This is a genomic window from Microbacterium sp. CnD16-F, assembly GCF_024124465.1.
GTDB classification, from domain to species: Bacteria; Actinomycetota; Actinomycetes; order Actinomycetales; family Microbacteriaceae; genus Microbacterium; species Microbacterium gawkjiense.
Genome location: NZ_JAMXSA010000008.1, coordinates 1 through 16314, shown reverse-complemented (window position 1 = coordinate 16314; position 16314 = coordinate 1). Strand labels below are relative to the sequence as shown.

Annotated in this window: 16 protein-coding genes; 7 read left to right on the top strand and 9 right to left on the bottom strand. The window is 71.5% G+C overall.

From position 1 onward, the window contains the following. Positions 1–38: 38 nt before the first annotated feature. From NH287_RS03795 to NH287_RS03785, 3 genes are all read right to left on the bottom strand, one after another. Positions 39–440, bottom strand: coding sequence for a dehydrogenase (locus NH287_RS03795; RefSeq protein WP_253034523.1), 402 nt, complete (start codon positions 438–440; stop codon positions 39–41). 293 nt (positions 441–733) lie between these two features. Next, positions 734–1453 carry a hypothetical protein gene (locus tag NH287_RS03790; RefSeq protein WP_253034522.1) on the bottom strand — a complete coding sequence of 240 codons (720 nt, stop codon included), beginning with the start codon at positions 1451–1453 and terminating at the stop codon, positions 734–736. Positions 1454–1498: 45 nt separating this feature from the next. Beyond that, on the bottom strand, positions 1499–2011 hold the full coding sequence (locus tag NH287_RS03785; protein ID WP_253034521.1) for an amino-acid N-acetyltransferase: 513 nt from the start codon (positions 2009–2011) through the stop codon (positions 1499–1501). 88 nt (positions 2012–2099) lie between these two features. On the opposite strand from NH287_RS03785, the gene NH287_RS03780 reads away from it, so the two are divergent. From NH287_RS03780 to NH287_RS03770, 3 genes are all read left to right on the top strand, one after another. Then, positions 2100–4610, top strand: a complete 2511-nt coding sequence (locus NH287_RS03780; RefSeq protein WP_253034520.1) for a circularly permuted type 2 ATP-grasp protein — start codon at positions 2100–2102, stop codon at positions 4608–4610. Beyond that, positions 4607–5488 (top strand): transglutaminase family protein, encoded by an 882-nt coding sequence (locus tag NH287_RS03775; RefSeq protein ID WP_253034519.1) that lies wholly within the window; start codon positions 4607–4609, stop codon positions 5486–5488. The genes NH287_RS03780 and NH287_RS03775 overlap by 4 nt, the downstream gene beginning before the upstream one ends. Before the next feature lie 128 nt (positions 5489–5616). Beyond that, positions 5617–5886 carry a hypothetical protein gene (locus tag NH287_RS03770; RefSeq protein WP_253034518.1) on the top strand — a complete coding sequence of 90 codons (270 nt, stop codon included), beginning with the start codon at positions 5617–5619 and terminating at the stop codon, positions 5884–5886. 97 nt (positions 5887–5983) lie between these two features. Here NH287_RS03770 and NH287_RS03765 read toward each other — a convergent pair whose 3' ends face one another. Genes NH287_RS03765 through NH287_RS03745 form a run of 5 tightly spaced genes read right to left on the bottom strand, consistent with a single transcriptional unit; the run spans position 5984 to position 10944 of the window. Further along, positions 5984–6697 (bottom strand): FadR/GntR family transcriptional regulator, encoded by a 714-nt coding sequence (locus tag NH287_RS03765; protein WP_253034517.1) that lies wholly within the window; start codon positions 6695–6697, stop codon positions 5984–5986. Further along, positions 6694–7467, bottom strand: a complete 774-nt coding sequence (locus NH287_RS03760) for a 3-oxoacyl-ACP reductase (RefSeq protein WP_253034516.1) — start codon at positions 7465–7467, stop codon at positions 6694–6696. Before NH287_RS03760 ends, NH287_RS03765 begins: the two co-directional genes overlap by 4 nt. Before the next feature lie 18 nt (positions 7468–7485). Then, entirely contained in the window at positions 7486–8841 is a 1356-nt protein-coding gene (locus tag NH287_RS03755; RefSeq protein ID WP_253034515.1) for an aldehyde dehydrogenase family protein, read from the bottom strand. Next, positions 8838–9608 carry a gamma-glutamyl-gamma-aminobutyrate hydrolase family protein gene (locus tag NH287_RS03750; RefSeq protein WP_217529778.1) on the bottom strand — a complete coding sequence of 257 codons (771 nt, stop codon included), beginning with the start codon at positions 9606–9608 and terminating at the stop codon, positions 8838–8840. The genes NH287_RS03755 and NH287_RS03750 overlap by 4 nt, the downstream gene beginning before the upstream one ends. Then, on the bottom strand, positions 9589–10944 hold the full coding sequence (locus NH287_RS03745; protein ID WP_253034514.1) for a glutamine synthetase family protein: 1356 nt from the start codon (positions 10942–10944) through the stop codon (positions 9589–9591). Before NH287_RS03745 ends, NH287_RS03750 begins: the two co-directional genes overlap by 20 nt. A 159-nt stretch (positions 10945–11103) precedes the next feature. Here NH287_RS03745 and NH287_RS03740 point away from each other — a divergent pair, with 159 nt between their 5' ends. Then, on the top strand, positions 11104–12648 hold the full coding sequence (locus tag NH287_RS03740) for an amino acid permease (RefSeq protein ID WP_253034513.1): 1545 nt from the start codon (positions 11104–11106) through the stop codon (positions 12646–12648). A 154-nt stretch (positions 12649–12802) separates the two neighbouring features. Here NH287_RS03740 and NH287_RS03735 read toward each other — a convergent pair whose 3' ends face one another. Further along, positions 12803–13321 carry an AAA family ATPase gene (locus NH287_RS03735; protein ID WP_253034512.1) on the bottom strand — a complete coding sequence of 173 codons (519 nt, stop codon included), beginning with the start codon at positions 13319–13321 and terminating at the stop codon, positions 12803–12805. A 180-nt stretch (positions 13322–13501) separates the two neighbouring features. Between NH287_RS03735 and NH287_RS03730 the strand changes: the two genes are divergently transcribed. From NH287_RS03730 to NH287_RS03720, 3 genes are read left to right on the top strand one after another with little or no spacing between them, the layout of a single operon-like run. Next, positions 13502–15091: a radical SAM protein gene (locus tag NH287_RS03730; RefSeq protein WP_253034511.1), complete on the top strand. Its 1590-nt coding sequence runs from the start codon at positions 13502–13504 to the stop codon at positions 15089–15091. Then, the gene (locus NH287_RS03725; protein ID WP_253034510.1) at positions 15088–15405 is read left to right on the top strand and encodes a hypothetical protein; all 318 of its coding nucleotides are present in this window, start codon (positions 15088–15090) and stop codon (positions 15403–15405) included. Before NH287_RS03730 ends, NH287_RS03725 begins: the two co-directional genes overlap by 4 nt. A gap of 3 nt (positions 15406–15408) precedes the next feature. Continuing rightward, positions 15409–16227 carry a prolipoprotein diacylglyceryl transferase family protein gene (locus tag NH287_RS03720; RefSeq protein ID WP_253034509.1) on the top strand — a complete coding sequence of 273 codons (819 nt, stop codon included), beginning with the start codon at positions 15409–15411 and terminating at the stop codon, positions 16225–16227. The last annotated feature ends 87 nt before the right edge of the window (positions 16228–16314 follow it).

Sequence of the window (16314 nt, the reverse complement as noted above, 5' to 3'; positions counted from 1 at the left end):
AGGCCTCGAGCGCGGCGGTCAGGCCTCGAGCGCGGCGGTCAGGCCTCGAGCGCGGCGATCACGTCCGCGGGAGCGGCCTGCATGGGGTGCGGCCCGGCGATGTCGAAGAACACCGTCGTGATCTGCTCGCCGTGGGTGCCGAGGAACGCGCGCAGCCACGCCGGGGACTGCAGCCCGACCCCCGGCGGCAGGGATGCCGGCTTGTTCGCCGCGTCGCTGAACAGCAGCAGCGCGACGTCGCCCGTGGCGGGGTCGCGGTAGGTCCAGACCTCCCCCGCGTCGCGGGGATTGTCGCGCGCACCGGGGCGCAGGAGCGGCACGACCGTCGGTCCGTGCCGCAGTGCGAACGCCAGCGCCGCCATGTCCTGCGTCTGGAGCGCATCGGCGAGCTGCGTGTTGCGGAACTCGAGCGGCTTCTTCTCGCGCTTCTTCCCGGCCATCCCCCCAGCCTACGGCGGCGCGGGCCGGCCCGGCGAGACGTCAAAGGGCCCCCTCGAACTCCCCATTGGGGACTGGAGAAGTCGAGAGGGCCCAGCACTCACCGGCGGCGGGGGGGGGATCCGATCGCCACACCTCTGGGGGGTCGGTGTGGCTCCGTTGCTGGGGACAACGGGGAAAGCCGCCGGGAGCTGCCCCCAGGGTACGCGGCGAGCGCGAGGCGGCGACAGGGTCCCACCCCGCGAGATCATGAGAATCCTCTCAGAATCTCCTCCGCGCGCGGGGCCGGAGCGGGTCAGCGGATCGTGAACGAGGCGGGTTCGACAGAGCCGATCCCGCCGATCGAGACCGCGAGGTTGTACCACCCGGGCAGCGCCTTCTGCCGGTCGCCGTCGCACGTGTCGACGGACGAACGGGTGCGGTCCCACACGATCGGCGCCGCGCTCGTGACGGTCTGACGGGCATCCAAGGTGACGACCTGGTCGCTCGGCTCGGTCTGGCAGTCCGTCGACCGCCACCAGGTGTCGCTGCCGCTCGTGATCTCGAACGTCTGCGCCGCCGTCCCCACGTTGATCACGCACGGCAGGTCGGTGTCGTTGACGAGCCGGATCGACAACTGCGGCAGCTCCCCCGTCCCGTAGGAGCTCTTGTCGACGACGGCGCTGACCGTCACGTCCCCGGTCGTGCACGGGGCGGCCGCGGGTTCTCCGTCGGGCTTCGCCCCGGTGTCACCGTCCGCCGACGAGGTGACGCGCGGCGTCGGCGTCCCCGAGGCGGCGGCGGATCCGCTCGGCGTCGGCGAGGGGCCGGCGCCCGGAGAAGTGGAGGCCGGGGAAGCGGATGCAGGGGCCCCGGCCGTCGGCTGCGGCGCGGCATCCGCCCACGCCCGCCAGGGCTGCCACGCGACCACCGCGACGATGCCGCCCACGATCAGGAGGGCCAGCAGCACGACGGCGAGCCGACGACGCCGGTACACGGCGGGTGTCGGCTTGCGGCGGCGGGTCGGGCTGGTCACGGATCCAGGGTACGCACGGGTCCCCGGCCCGCCCGCCCGGCGCGCCTACAACTGCTTGAGCATCCGGGTGTTGCCCAGGGTGTTGGGCTTCACGTGCGCGAGGTCGAGGAACTCCGCGACACCCTCGTCCGGGCTCCGCAGCAGCTGCGAGTAGACGTCGGGGGCGACCACCTGCTCACCGATCTCGGCGAACCCGCGCCGCGAGAAGAACGGCACCTCGAAGGTGAGGCAGAACAGCCGGCTGAGCCCCAGCGCACGGGCGTTGTCTTCGAGCAGGTCGACGACCGCACCGCCGACGCCCCGATGCAGCCAGTCGTCGGCGACGATCAGCGTGCGGATCTCGCCGAGGTCCTCCCACATGACGTGCAGGGCGCCGCATCCGACAAGCCGGTCGCCGGCCTCGGCGACGACGAACTCCTGCACGGTCTCGTACAGCGTGACCCGCTCTTTGCCCAGCAGGATGCGGCGCTGCACCCACGGCTCGAGCAGTTCCTGGATGCGGGGGACGTCCGACGTCCGCGCGGGTCGCACGGTGAAGGTGGCGTCCGATCCCGTCATGCCTTCCACTGTATTCGCCCGGCACCGGCGGGAACGCGCGGATCGACCGCGCCGCGTGCCCCTACGCTGGACCCGGAAGGGGACCTGCGTGAGTGTGCTCCGTGATTACGCCGCGGCCGTGTCGCAGCCGACGCTGCCGTTCGCCTCGGCAGCGCCGCGGTTCGACGAGGTCGTCGACGCCGACGGTACGCTGCGCCCCGCCTGGCAGGGTCTCGCCACCCTCGCCCTGGGTCTGACCCGCGAAGAGCTCGACCGCGTCGACGGCGAGATCGCCCGCTTCCTCGCCGACGACGGCGTCTCGTACGCGCGTGCTGGCGCCGAGCTGCAGCCGTGGCAGCTCGACCCGATGCCGTTCGTGATGGATGCCGCCGGCTGGGCGCGCCTGGACGTCGGACTCGCGCAGCGGGCCGAGCTGTTGAACGCGCTGCTCGCGGACCTGTACGGGCCGCAGGTCGTGCTGCGCGAGCGGATCGTGCCGGCCGCGGTCGTCCTCGGCCACGCCGGTTTCGTGCGCGCCATGGCCCGCGCCGGCGACGACGCCCCGCCGCCGGATCTGCTGCTGTCGGCGACCGACCTCGGGCGCGACGCGGCGGGCGACTGGCATGTGCTGGCCGATCGTGTGCAGGCTCCGTCGGGGCTCGGCTACGCCGCCGAGAACCGTCGCGTGATCTCCCAGGTGCTGCCCGACCTGCTCGACGAGGGCACCCTGCACCGGATGGATCCGTACTTCGCTGCCCTCCGCGCGGCTCTCATCGCCGCCGCCCCCGAGGGCGTCAGCACGCCGCGGATCGTCGTCCTCTCCCCCGGCCCGCTGTCCGAGACGGCGTTCGACCAGGCGTTCCTCGCGAACGCGCTCGGGTTCCCGCTCGTGCAGGGCAGCGACCTCGTCGTGCGGGACGGCGCCGTCTGGATGAAGCCCGCACAGTGGCCGTCGCGGACGCCGCGCGAACGCGTCGACGTCATCCTGCGACGCGTCGATGCGGAGTGGTGCGATCCGCTCGAACTCCGCGCGGGGTCGCGGCTCGGTGTCGCGGGCCTCGCCGAGGCGGTGCGCCGCGGACGGGTGCGCGTCGTCAACGGGCTGGGCGCCGGCGTGCTCGAGAACCCGGCACTCCTCCCCTATCTGCCGGCAGTGTGCGAGCGGCTGCTCGGCGAGCAGCTGCGGCTCCCGTCGGTGCCGGCGTGGTGGCTCGGCGACGACGACGCGCGCGCCGAGGCGCTGCCGCGGCTGGATGCCGCCGACCCGGCGCTCGAGGTGTTCGACATCGACGACCCCCGCCGGCCCCTCGCCGCGACCGACCCCGCCGTCCGCGGCCGGATCGACCGCGAGCCGCATCGCTTCGCGGCCGTCGAGCGGCTGCACCTGTCGCAGGTTCCGGTGTGGGATGCCGGGGGCGCGGCATCCGCTCGACCCGTCACCCTGCGGGGTTTCGCGATCCGCTTCGGCTCGACCTACCGGCCGCTCGTCGGCGGGCTGGCGACGGTGCGCACCGCACCCGAGGCGGCGCCGCGCACGAAGGACGTGTGGGTCCTGAAGTCGGACGAGGCCGATCCCGACCAGGGGATCGCGGAGGTGGCATCCCTCCCGACGACACGGAGCGACCCGACTCTCGCGCCGCGCGCACTGTCGGACCTGTTCTGGACCGGGCGGTACGCCGAGCGCGCCGAGGATCTGCTGCGCCTCGTCATCGCGACGCAGGCGGCGCTCGACCAGCCCGGCGCGCACACGGCCGCGCGGGCGGCCGAGAGCGTCCGCGTGCTGCTCGCCGCGCTCGACCGCCTCGCCGGGACGCGCTGGACCGACCCCGAGGCGGAGTTCCGGTCGCTGCTGCTCGACGCCTCCCGCCCCGGCTCGGCGGCGCACTCGATCGCGCGGCTGCGCGACGCGATGGAGGGGGTCCGCGATCAGCTCTCGGGCGACACATGGCGGGTCTTCTCGAACATCGACCGCGCCGTGCGCGCGCTGCGGAGCGCCCCGCATCCGCACCGCACCGCAGAGTCCGCCGGACGCATGCTCGCGTCGATGCTGTCGCTGTACGGCGTGACGGCGAACATGATCCGCGACCCCGGCTGGCACATGATGGAGGCCGGTCGCTACCTCGAGCGCGGCCTGCAGCTGACGACCCTGCTGTCGTCGGCACTGTCGGCCAGCCGCGGGCCCCGCACCGACCGCGAGGTGCTCGAGTCGCTGCTGCTGTCGGCCGAGAGCGTCGTGACGCACCGTCGCCGGTACCGCGGGGCGATGCGGGCGGCCGACGTCGCCGAGCTGCTGCTGCTCGACCGCGGCAACCCGCGCTCGCTCGCGTTCTCGCTGCAGACGCTGCGGGAGCACCTCGCCGCCCTGCCGGCGTCGACCGGGTCGTCGCGCGCCGAGCGCCTGCTCGACCAGCTCGAGACGGGTCTCGCCGAGGTGGAGGTGCTTGAGATGACCGCCGTCGTCGGCGGGCGCCGGGAGCGCCTCGTCGAGGGACTCGAGAGCGTCCGCGCGCAGCTCGAGCAGCTGTCCGACGCGATCGCCGACCTGCACTTCGAGGCGGGTCCCCCGGCCGTGTCGATGACCGAGCTGTCGCTCGTCGAACTGATGGGCCCGCGCGCATGACCCGCTACCGCGTGTGGCACCGGACGGCGTACACCTACAGCGACGCCGTGCAGGACAGCATCGGCCAGTTCCACCTGCGTCCGCGCGACCTGCCCTGGCAGACCGTGGCGCAGGCCGAGGTCACTGTCGACCCCGTGCCCGGCGACGTCTCGCCGCGCACGGACTGGTTCGGCAACTCGTCGACCTACTTCCACGTGACCGATCCGCACGAGGCGCTGACGATCGAGGCGGCGAGCGAGGTGACGGTCGCGGTGCCCGAGTACGACGCCGAGGCGCTCGCGCAGCCGTGGGAGCTCGCGCGGCCGCTGCGGCATCCGGACCTCCCCGGTGCAGTCGAGGCGACGGAGTACGCGCTCGAGTCCGCGCGCGTGGCGCACGACGAGGCGGCGCACGCGTACGGGGCGGAGTCGCTGATGCCGGGACGTCCGATCGGCGAGGCGGCGACGGATCTGATGCAGCGGATCTTCCGCGACTTCGACTACGACAAGACCGCCACCACCGTGACGAGCACGGTCGCCGACGCGATGACGAAGCGGGCGGGCGTCTGCCAGGACTTCGCGCACGTCGCGCTCGCGTGCCTCCGCAGTCACGGCCTGGCCGCGCGGTACGTGTCGGGATACCTCGCGACGCAGCCGCCGCCCGGCAAGGAGCGCGTGTTCGGCGCGGACGCCTCGCACGCCTGGCTCGCCGTCTGGCTGCCCGGCACCGACCAGTGGCTCGCGATCGACCCGACGAACAACCAGTGGGCGAACGACCGCTACGTCACCGTCGCCTGGGGACGGGACTACGGCGACGTCTCGCCCGTGACCGGCATCATCTTCACCGAGGCCAAGACCTCGACCCTGCGCGTGCAGGTCGACGTCGCCCCGCTCGACTGAGGGTCGTTGCCGTTCACGGATGCGACAGATCCGACGCGACACGCCGTCACAGGACCCACGGATGCGGGGCGTCGCCCGGCATCCCTTGCATCCGATGACGGTTGTCCGGGGTGCTCTACCCTGCAGTCATGGGGATCCGACCGCGGCAGCTCGTGGCATGGATCGTGGGCGCCGGGGTGGTCGCGCTCGCTCTGTTCCTGGCACTCGTCGGCGCGACCGTGACCGCGACGATCCTGGTCGATCAGGTTCCGGGAGCGGACGCGGGGATCGCATCGTCGCCCGCGCTGGACTCCGCCTACGCCACCATGGCGTGGACGCTCCCGGCGTTCGTCGCTGTCGTGCTCATCGGCGTCATGGTCCCCCTGATCGCGCACCGCCGCCGTTCACGGATGCGATAGATCCGACGCGACACGCCGTCTCAGGACCGGCGGATGCCGCGTGTCGGCCGGCATCCATTGCATCCGTGAACGCTAACCGAGCCCCGGCACGCGAACCTCAGCCCAAGAAGCCCCGCAGCAGCGCCTCGGATCCGGCGAGGTGATCGAGCACGGCCGCCTCGGCGGCGTCGGGCTTGCCGGCGAGGATCGAGGCCACGATCCTCTCGTGCTGCGCGTCGGAGTGCTCGATGTTGCGCGGCAGCAGGGGGAACGTGTCGAGCCAGGCGTTCACGCGCGCCCGGTTCTCGACGATCAGAGGGAGCAGTGACGGGATGCCGCTGGCCTCCGCGATCGCGAGGTGCAGCAGCGAGTCGAGCCGGCGGTACTCCCCCTCGTCGGCTCCCACGGTCGCGTGATGCCGCTGCTCGAGCGCGGTGCGAGCGGCATCCGTCAGCTCCTGCGAGGCCGCCGCCCGCGCGGCCCCCGCTTCGAGCACACGCCGGAGCCCCAGGACGTCGTCGAGCTCAGCGGTGTCGACGGGCCCGGTCGGCACGGGGAGGGGGTCGGCGACGAACGTGCCGCCGTACCGGCCGCGCCGGCGCACGACGTACCCGGCGTCGGCGAGCTCGCCGATCGCCTGACGCACGGTGTCGCGGCTGACGCCGTACCGGTCGGCGAGGTCGCGCTCGGAGGGCAGCGACTCCCCCGGCGCGACCACGCCGAGCCGCACGGTCTGCACGAGGCGGGCGACGGTGTCTTCGAGCGCGTTGCCGCCGCGCACCGGCCGGTAGACGGTGCGGCCGAGATCCGGCGACGACGCGGCGCGGGTCACAACGGCGTCACGTAGGCGTTGGTGATGCCGCCGTCGACGACGAAGGCGTTGGCGGTGATGAACGAGGCGTCGTCCGAGGCGAGGAACGCGACGGCCGCGGCCATCTCCTCGGGTTCGGCGAAGCGGCCCATCGGCACGTGCACGAGGCGGCGCTGCGCGCGCTCGGGGTCCTTCGCGAACAGTTCGCGGAGCAGCGGCGTGTTCACCGGTCCTGGGCAGAGCGCGTTGACGCGGATGCCCTGCCGCGCGAACTGCACCCCGAGCTCGCGGGTCATCGCGAGCACGCCGCCCTTCGAGGCGGTGTACGAGATCTGCGACGTGGCCGAGCCGAGCAGCGCGACGAACGACGCCGTGTTGATGATCGAGCCCTTGCCGGCCGGCACCATGTGCCGCAGTGCCGCGCGCGAGCAGAGGTAGACGCTCTTGAGGTTGACGTCCTGCACCTTGTCCCACGCGGGCAGTTCGGTCGTCTCGATCGAGTCGTCGTCGGCGGGCGAGATGCCGGCGTTGTTGAAGGCGATGTCGACCGAGCCGAGGTCGGCGGCGACCCCGTCGAAGAGCGCGTCGACGGAGGCCTGGTCGGCGACGTTGACCTGGCGGAAGACACCGCCCACCTCGTCGGCGGCCTTCTGCCCGGTCTCGGGGTCGAGGTCGGCGATGACGACGCGGGCGCCCTCGGCGGCGAACCGGCGAGCGGTCGCGAGGCCGATGCCGCTGGCACCGCCGGTGATGATGGCGACGCGGTCGTGCAGGCGCTGGGTGAGGTCCATTCGGGAGGTCCTTCCGGGTCAGGAGGTGGCGTAGAAGACGTTCTTGGTCTGGGTGAAGTGCTCGGCCGCGTCGGGTCCGAGTTCGCGGCCGAGGCCCGAGGCCTTCATGCCGCCGAACGGGGTCGCGTAGCGGACCGAGGAGTGCGAGTTGACCGACAGCACGCCGCTGCGCACGCCCCGGGAGACTCGGATGCCGCGCCCCAGGTCGCGCGTCCAGATCGAGCCTGCGAGCCCGTAGACGGTGTCGTTGGCGAGGGCGATCGCGTCGGCTTCGTCGTCGAAGGGCAGCACGGCGACGACGGGTCCGAAGACCTCTTCCTTCGCGATGCGGTCGCCCCGCCCGGCGAGCACGACGGTCGGCGCGAACCAGAATCCGTCGCCCTCCGGTGCGGTCCCGCGGAAGGCGACGTCGGCACCGTCGACATAGGACGCGACCCGGTCGCGCTGCGCGGCGGAGATGAGCGGTCCCATCTCGGTCGACTCGTCGTTCGGATCGCCCACGCGCCAGGCGGCGACGGCGGGTTCGACGAGCTCGAGGAACCGGTCGTACACCGACCGCTCGACGAGCAGCCGGCTGCGGGCGCAGCAGTCCTGCCCCGCGTTGTCGAACACCGAGCCGGGGACGGCTGCGGCGGCGGCCTCGAGGTCGGCGTCGGCGAAGACGATGTTCGCGCTCTTGCCGCCGAGCTCGAGCGTCACGGGCTTCAGCTCGCGCGCGCAGCCCGCAGCGACCTGGGTGCCCACCCGCGTCGAACCGGTGAAGACGACCTTGTGGACATCGGGATGCGTCACGAACCGTTCGCCGACGACGGGCCCGGCACCGGGGATGACGGTGAAGACCCCCTCGGGCAGCCCCGCCTCGACGGCCAGGTCGCCGAGGCGCATCGCGGTCAGCGGCGTGAGCTCGGCGGGCTTGAGGACGACCGCGTTGCCGGCGGCGAGCGCGGGCGCGAAGCCCCACGACGCGATCGTCATCGGGAAGTTCCACGGCACGATGATCCCGACCACGCCGTACGGCTCGTGGTAGGTCACGTCGAGCCCGCCGGCGACGGGGATCTGCCTGCCGATCAGGCGTTCCGGTGCTCCCGCGTAGTAGTTCAGGACCTGCGCGACGTGGGATGCCTCCCACCGCGCGGACGAGATCGGATGCCCCGCCTCGAGCACCTCGAGCTGCGCGAGCTCCTCGACGTGGGCCTCCACTACACCGGCGAACCGGCGCAGGGCGTCGGCGCGCGCGACGGGGGCGAGCTCGGCCCACGCGCGCTGAGCGCGGACGGCGCGGGCGATCGCGGCATCCGTCTGCTCCACCGAGGCGAGGTCGACGTCGCGGACGGCGGCGCCGGTGGCGGGGTTCAGGACGGTGAAGACGCTCACGCGGCGACCCCCCGGTGCGCGGCGGCGTACGCGTCGGCGGCGGCGACCAGCCCGAGGAAGAGGCGCCGGTCGGCGGAGTTCTCCTCGGGGTGCCACTGCACCGCGACGAGGTAGTCGTCGCCCGGAGCCTCGAACGCCTGCACGAGTCCGTCGTCGGTGCGGGCCGTGACGACGAGTCCCTCGCCGAGGCGGTCGACGCCCTGGTGGTGGTAGCTGTGCACCGTGTAGGGGCCGGCGCCGATGAGTCCGGCGAGTGTCGTCTCGGCATCCACGTCGACGGTGTTCTCGGCGAAGACGCCGCCGCCGATCTTGTAGCGCTCGGTGCCGAGGGCTTCGGGCAGGTGCTGGTGCAGCGTGCCGCCGTAGGCGACGTTGATGAGCTGCAGACCGCGGCAGATGCCGAACACGGGCATGCCGCGCTCGCGCGCGCCCGCGAGCAGGGCGAGCTCCCACTCGTCGCGGTCCGCGCGGGCAGGGTCGGTGAGTGGATGCCGCTCCGCACCGTACAGCTCGGGTTGCACGTCGAGCCCGCCGGTGAGGATCAGCCCGTCGAGGCCGTCGAGCACGACGTCGGCCGCCGCCTTCGCCGACGGCTGCGGCGGCAGCAGGACCGCGACCCCGCCCGACGCGGTCACGGCGTCGAAGTACTGCTGCGGCAGGAAACTGGCGCGGACGTCCCAGACGCCCTGCACCGCCCGCTCGAGGTAGGTGGTGAGTCCGATGACGGGGCGGCGGCCGCCCGCGGGATCAGAGACGTTCGAAGCCACGGATGCGCTCCCAGTCGGTCACGGCGGCGTCGTAGGCGAGGACCTCGACACGCGCCTGGTGCAGGTAGTGGGCGACGACGTCCTCGCCGAACGCCGCGCGCGCGATCTCGGACTTCTCGAAGAGGTCCGCCGCTTCGCGGAGCGTCGTCGGCAGGTGCTCGACGTCGGAGTCGTAGGCGTTGCCGGGGAGCGGCGCCGGCAGCGGAAGCTCGTTCTCGATGCCGTGGAGGCCGCCGGCGATGATCGCCGAGATGGCGAGGTACGGGTTCACGTCCCCGCCGGGCACGCGGTTCTCGACGCGCAGCGACGAGCCCTTTCCCACGACGCGGAGCGCGCACGTGCGGTTGTCGACGCCCCACGCGATCCCGGTCGGGGCGAACGAGCCCTTCGCGAAGCGCTTGTACGAGTTGATCGTGGGCGCGTAGAGCAGCGTGAACTCGCGGAGGGTCGCGAGGATGCCGGCGATCCAGTGCTCCATGAGCGGGCTGAACCCGTGCTCGCCGTCGCCCGCCATGACGGCCTCGCCGTCCTCACCCCGGACCGACAGATGGATGTGGCAGCTGTTGCCCTCGCGCTGGTCGAATTTCGCCATGAACGTCAGCGACTTGCCGTGCGCGTCGGCGATCTCCTTGGCGCCGTTCTTGTAGATCGTGTGCTGGTCGGCGGTCTCGAGCACTTCGGCGAAGCGGAAAGCAATCTCCTGCTGGCCGTCGTGGCACTCGCCCTTGACGCCCTCGCAGTAGAGACCCGCGCCCTCCATGCCGCGGCGGATGTCGCGCAGCAACGGCTCGAGGCGGGTCGTGGCGAGCAGGTTGTAGTCGACGTTGTAGTCGGTGGATGCCTGGAGTCCGACGTAGCGCTTGGCCCAGGCATCCCGGAACGAGTCGTCGAAGACGATGAACTCGAGTTCCGTGCCCGAGTAGGCGACGAGGCCACGGTCGGCGAGGCGCTGACGCTGCGCGTTGAGGATGCCGCGGGGCGACTGTGCGACGGCGCCGCCGGAGACATAGTCGAGGTCGGCCATGACGAGCGCGGTGGCCGCCTGCCACGGGATGCGGCGGAGCGTCGACATGTCGGGGCGCAGCACGAGGTCGCCGTAGCCCTTGTCCCAGCCCGACATGGCGTAGCCGTCGATCGTGTTGAGGTCGACGTCGACCGAGAGCAGGTAGTCGCACACCTCGGCGCCGTGCCCCGCGACCTCGTCGAGCCAGAACCGGCCCGCGACCCGCTTGCCGACGAGGCGCCCCTGGGCGTCGGGGAAGGCGACGATCACCGTGTCGATCTCGTCCTTCGCGATCGCGTCGGCGAGCTCGTCCACCGTCAGATTTCCGGGCATCCGTCATCCTTCCGTCGTGCGCTGGTCGGGTCTGTAACGAGAACGCTACATGCCAAAGGTAGACACGGCGTACCAATAGACGCCACACTCTTCCGCAAGGCGTGAGCCAGCGCGCCGACCCGACGGCGCGCTGCGCGCCGACCGCAGCCAGGAGGTCTCATGACGAATCCGAGCACCACTCCGACCACGACGGGCGGCGTCCGTTACGCCCGAGCCGAGGACGGCTACTTCGAGAAACGCACGCTGAAGCGCTCCGCGGGAGTCTGGGGACTCTGGGGTCTCGCGGTCGCCGCCGTCATCTCGGGCGACTTCTCGGGCTGGAACTTCGGTATCGACTTCGCCGGCTTCGGCGGCATGCTCATCGCCTTCGCCGTGCTCGTGCTCATGTACTACGGCCTGACCTTCTCAATCGGCGAGATGGCGGCCGCGATGCCGCACACCGGCGGCGCCTACTCGTTCTCGCGCTCGGCGATGGGACCGTGGGGAGGGCTCGCGACAGGCCTCGCCGAGACCATCGAGTACGTCGCGACGACCGCGGTGGTCGTCTACTTCTCGGGGTCGTACGCGAATCAGGCGCTCGAGCTGCTGACCGGGATCAGCCTGCCCGCGTGGCTGTGGTGGGTCGTCCTCTACGTCCTGTTCATCGGCCTGAACGCCGCGGGCGCGGCGGTCTCGTTCCGGTTCGCGATCATCGTGTCGGTCATCTCGATCGGCATCATCGTCGTCTTCGGGGTGATGGCCCTCGTCTCGGGCGCCTTCTCCTGGGCGTCGCTGTGGGACATGGCCCCGAACCCCGACGCGTTCGGCGCATCGACGTTCCTGCCCGAGGGCCTCGGGGCGATCCTGTTCGCGCTGCCGTTCGCCATGTGGTTCTTCCTCGGCATCGAGGAGCTGCCCCTAGCCGCGGAGGAGTCGCACAATCCGGCCCGCGACATCCCGCGCGCGGGACTGTGGGCTCGCGGCACCCTCATCGGCACCGGCCTGATCGTCCTGTTCCTCAACACCGGCGTGCTGGGGGCGGAGGCGACCGGCACGTCGGTCGAGCCGCTCCTCGACGGCTTCAAGGCGTTCCTGCCGCCGCAGGCCGCCGCGATCCTGTCGCTGCTCGCCCTCATCGGTCTGCTCGCCTCGCTCATGGGCATCATGTTCGCCTACGGGCGCAACATGTACTCGCTGTCGCGGGCGGGCTACTACCCGCGGTGGCTGTCGCTCACGGGCAAGCGCCAGACGCCGTGGGTGGCGCTCACCTTCGGTGCCGTGCTGGGCTTCATCGCGCTCGTCATCCTCCAGGCCGCGGGCGGCGACACGAGCCCTGCCGGCGCGATCGTGCTCAACATCGCCGTGTGGGGCGCGGTGCTCGCATACTTCCTGCAGATGGTGTCGTTCATCATCCTGCGTAAGAAGTTCCCGAACGCCGAACGTCCGTACAAGAGCCCGTGGGGATTGTTCGGGGCCTACTCGGCCGCGATCATCGCGGCGATCGTGTTCGTCGGTCTGTTGTTCAACCCGACGTTCCTCCTCGCGATCGTCGCGATCATCGTCGTCTACGTCGTGATCTTCATCGGCTTCGCCGTCTACGGCCGCAAGCGCCTCATCCTCTCGCCCGAGGAGGAGTACGCCCTGTCCGGCGGCCTGCACCGCGACCCGCAGCGCGAGGGCTACGACACCATGGAGAAGGACGTCTTCGGAGACCGCCGCTCCTGAAAGACCCGAACGGGCCGGGTGCTGCTGAGGGCGCACCCGGTCCGTTCGCACGTCCGGCTGCGTTCACGGATGCAACAGATCCGACGCGACACGCCGACGACGGGACCGAGGATGCCGGGTGTCGCCCGGCATCCGTTGCATCCGTAGACGCGGCTCAGCGAGCCCCGAAGCCCCGGAGGTACTCGACCGTCCGCGTCAGGTTCTCGTTCAGGGTCCGCATCGAGTCGACGGTGATCCGTTCGTCGTTCCATCCGTCGAAGCCCGACGTTCGCGCCCGCACGTCATCCCAGGTTGGCTCGGCGAAGCCCTCGAGGGGGCGTCGTCGGGTCTCGAGGCGGCGGCGGTGCTCGTCCGGATCCGAGCAGACCACCTCGACGAACGCGACCGGGACTCTCTGCTCAGCGGCGAGCGACCGCCACTGGTTCCGCGCGAGTTCGGCATCGTTGACCGCGTCGATGATGACGTCACCGCCGATGCAGAGCTGCTCGCGCGCGAGATCCTCGGCGACGACGTACGCCGCGAGCCCCGTCGGCTGGTCGCGGTCGATGCCCGCGCGCCACAATGCGGACTCGATGGGGTCGACCGAGAGGATCGCGCAACGCAGTTCACCGGCGATCCGCTCTGCCAGCGTGCTCTTTCCCGACGCGGGCAACCCTGCCATGACGATGAGCATGGCCCCATCCTCGCGTGCGCCCCGGCCGTGTTCGCGGATGCAATGGATCGCGTGCGACACGCCGGTGACGGCCACGCGGATGCCGGGTGTCGCCCGGCATCCGTTGCATCCGCTGACGCGGGGCGCCGTTGTGCGCGGGCCACCGCTGGACCCGGCCGACCCCAGGACTAGGGTGTGGGCATGAGCCACGCCGGAGCGGGGATGCCCCTGCGCGACTATCGGGTCCACCGCTACGTCAACGCGTTCTGCCCGACGTGCCACGAGGAGGACCCGGACCGTCCGCTGAGCGAGGTGCGCCGGCTGTCGGGGTGGCTCGCCGACCGAGACGGCACGGTCTGGCTGGAACGCGGATGCCCCGACCACGGCCTCGTGCGTACGCTCTACGACGAGTCGGCCGAGATCCTCACCTATCTCGAGCAGTGGACCGCGCCGACGAAGGCGCACGGTCCCGACACGACCGGCAACTTCAAGCCGGTGCCCTCGGCCTACGAGGACGGTCTGCCGCAGATGCAGACCCAGCACACCTGCATCCTGCTCGAGGACCTGCTCGACCACTGCAACCTCAAGTGCCCCACCTGCTTCGCGGAATCGAGCCCGGCGGCCTCTGCCGTTGCGCCGCTGGCCGAGGTGCTCGCGTCGGTCGACGCGCGGCTCGCGAAGGAGAACAATCGCATCGACGTGCTGATGCTGTCGGGCGGTGAGCCGACCCTCTATCCGTGGCTCGAACAGCTCCTCGAGCATCTCGTCGCCCGGCCGATCGTCCGCATCCTGCTGAACTCGAACGGTCTCCGCATCGCGCAGGACGACGCTTTCGTCGAGGTGCTCAAGAAGCACCGTGAGCGGGTCGAGGTCTACCTGCAGTACGACGGCGAGTCGGCCGCGGCATCCGCCTTCCACCGCGGCGCCGACATCCGCCGGTTCAAGGAACGCGCGATCGAACGGCTGTCGGATGCCGGAGTGTTCACCACCCTCACGATGACGGCGACCCTCGGGGTCAACGACGGCGAGATCGGCGCGGTGATCCGCCGCGCGATGGCGACGCCGTTCGTCGGCGGCGTGACGATCCAGCCGGTGTTCGGCTCGGGGCGCTCGTCGGGCATCGACCCGAACGACCGTCTCACGCACACGGGTGTGCTGAACCGGCTCGACCCGCAGACGGACGGCGAGGTCACGTGGCGCGACCTCACGGCGCTGCCGTGCAGCCACCCGCACTGCTGCTCGGTCGGCTACCTGCTCAAGGACGATGCCGGCGACTGGAAGTCGCTCGTCGGGCTCATCGGGCACGAGCGGTTGAAGGACTTCCTCGACCTGCAGCCCGACATGATCGCCAACCGCATCGCCGACAGCAACGTCAACAAGGCGATCCGCGAGGTGGTGAAGGGGTCGCTTCTCGACCTGCTGAGCGAGCAGTCGTCGCTGTCGCATCCGTCCATGAGCTCGATCTGGCGCGACATCTGCCAGAACTGCGACCTCGGGATCGGCACCCTCGCCACCCTCGCCGCATCGAAGCTGCCGGGGCAGCACGCGCGTCTGCGAAAGATGATGGGCGAGCGGGTGCTGCGGATCACCGTGAAGCCGTTCATGGACATCAACACGATGATCGAGGAACGTCTCACGCAGTGCTGCGTGCACGTGGCGACCGTCAACGAGTCGACCGATGCGCACCAGTGCGCTCCGTTCTGCGCTGTGCAGGCGTGGGCGCCCCTGGGCCGCACTCGCCTGTCGACCGCGATGGGCGGTCGACAGCAGATCCCGGTGAGCGTCTCGTGAGCGCGGCGGGGTTCGGGCACCTCAACCAGCGCGACGAGAGCGTCGCCGATCCGGTCGCGCCGTTCGACCCCCTGAGGCTGTGCGTCTTCGCGACGATCGCCGTGATCGCTGCCGTCACGGGGCCTCTCGCGGTCGCTTTCTTCGCCGGTGTCGCGATTGCCGGGTACATGCGCGCCCGGCGCGCAGGGCTGCTCCGCTCGCGCTGCAAGCTCGGCGACACCCGGCTCGTCCTGGCCTACCTGTGCGTGCTCGAGGTGCTCGCCCTGGCGGCGATCCCGCTGTGGGTCATGCTCTGGATGCGGCTGCTGGGCTGACCCGTGTTCCCACTGCTGAGCGACCTCGCACCCTGGCTGCCGCCGATCGACACGCACGCCGTGTTCGTGGGCCTCGGGCTGCTCGCCGCGGGGGTCGTCTTCCTCATCGAGAAGCGCCGACGCGGCGTCAGCGACCCGCGGATCGCCTATCTCGTGCTCGGCGCGCTCGTCGGCGCCGCCGTGCTCTCGCGGCTCGGAACATGGGCGCAGCACCTCGATCCGTCGAAGAACCTGTCCCTCATCGATCAGCTCGCCTACGGCAACGCGTCGATGCTGTCGGCGCTCGTCGGCGCGTGGCTCGGTGTGCACGTCGCCAAGCGGATCGCGCGCTACGCCGACCGGTCCGGCGACCTCTTCGCCCCCGCCGTGGCGCTGGCCATGGCGATCGGACGCATCGGATGCCTCCTCACCGAGCAACCCGGGACCCCGACCGGCGCCGGGTGGGGCATCGTCCTCGACCCGGCCGCAGCCGCACGCGTCGGGGCGCCCGCGGGCGTGCCGCTGCACCCGAGCTTCGTGTACGAGATCGTCTTCCATGCGGTCGCCTTCGCGGTGCTCTGGTTCTGGCTGCGCCACCGGCCCATCGCGCCGGGCGAGACCCTGACGCTGTACATCGCGGCGTACGCGGTGTTCCGTTTCGCCGTCGAGTTCGTCCGCGGCAATGAGGTCGCGTGGCTCGGGCTCACGAGGCCGCAGCTGTTCCTCGCCGTGACGATCCCGCTGCTGTTCGCCCGCCTCGCCTGGATGGCCTCGCGCGGACGACTGACCCTGCACGACACCCCACCGATCGGAAGGATGGCCGCCGATGTCCCCCGAACCTGATCGTCCCGACGACGCCGACCCGACGCCGCCTACCGACCCGCCGGCGGGTCCGCCCGCGGGCGCGCCGCAGGGTCCGCCGGCCGGCGA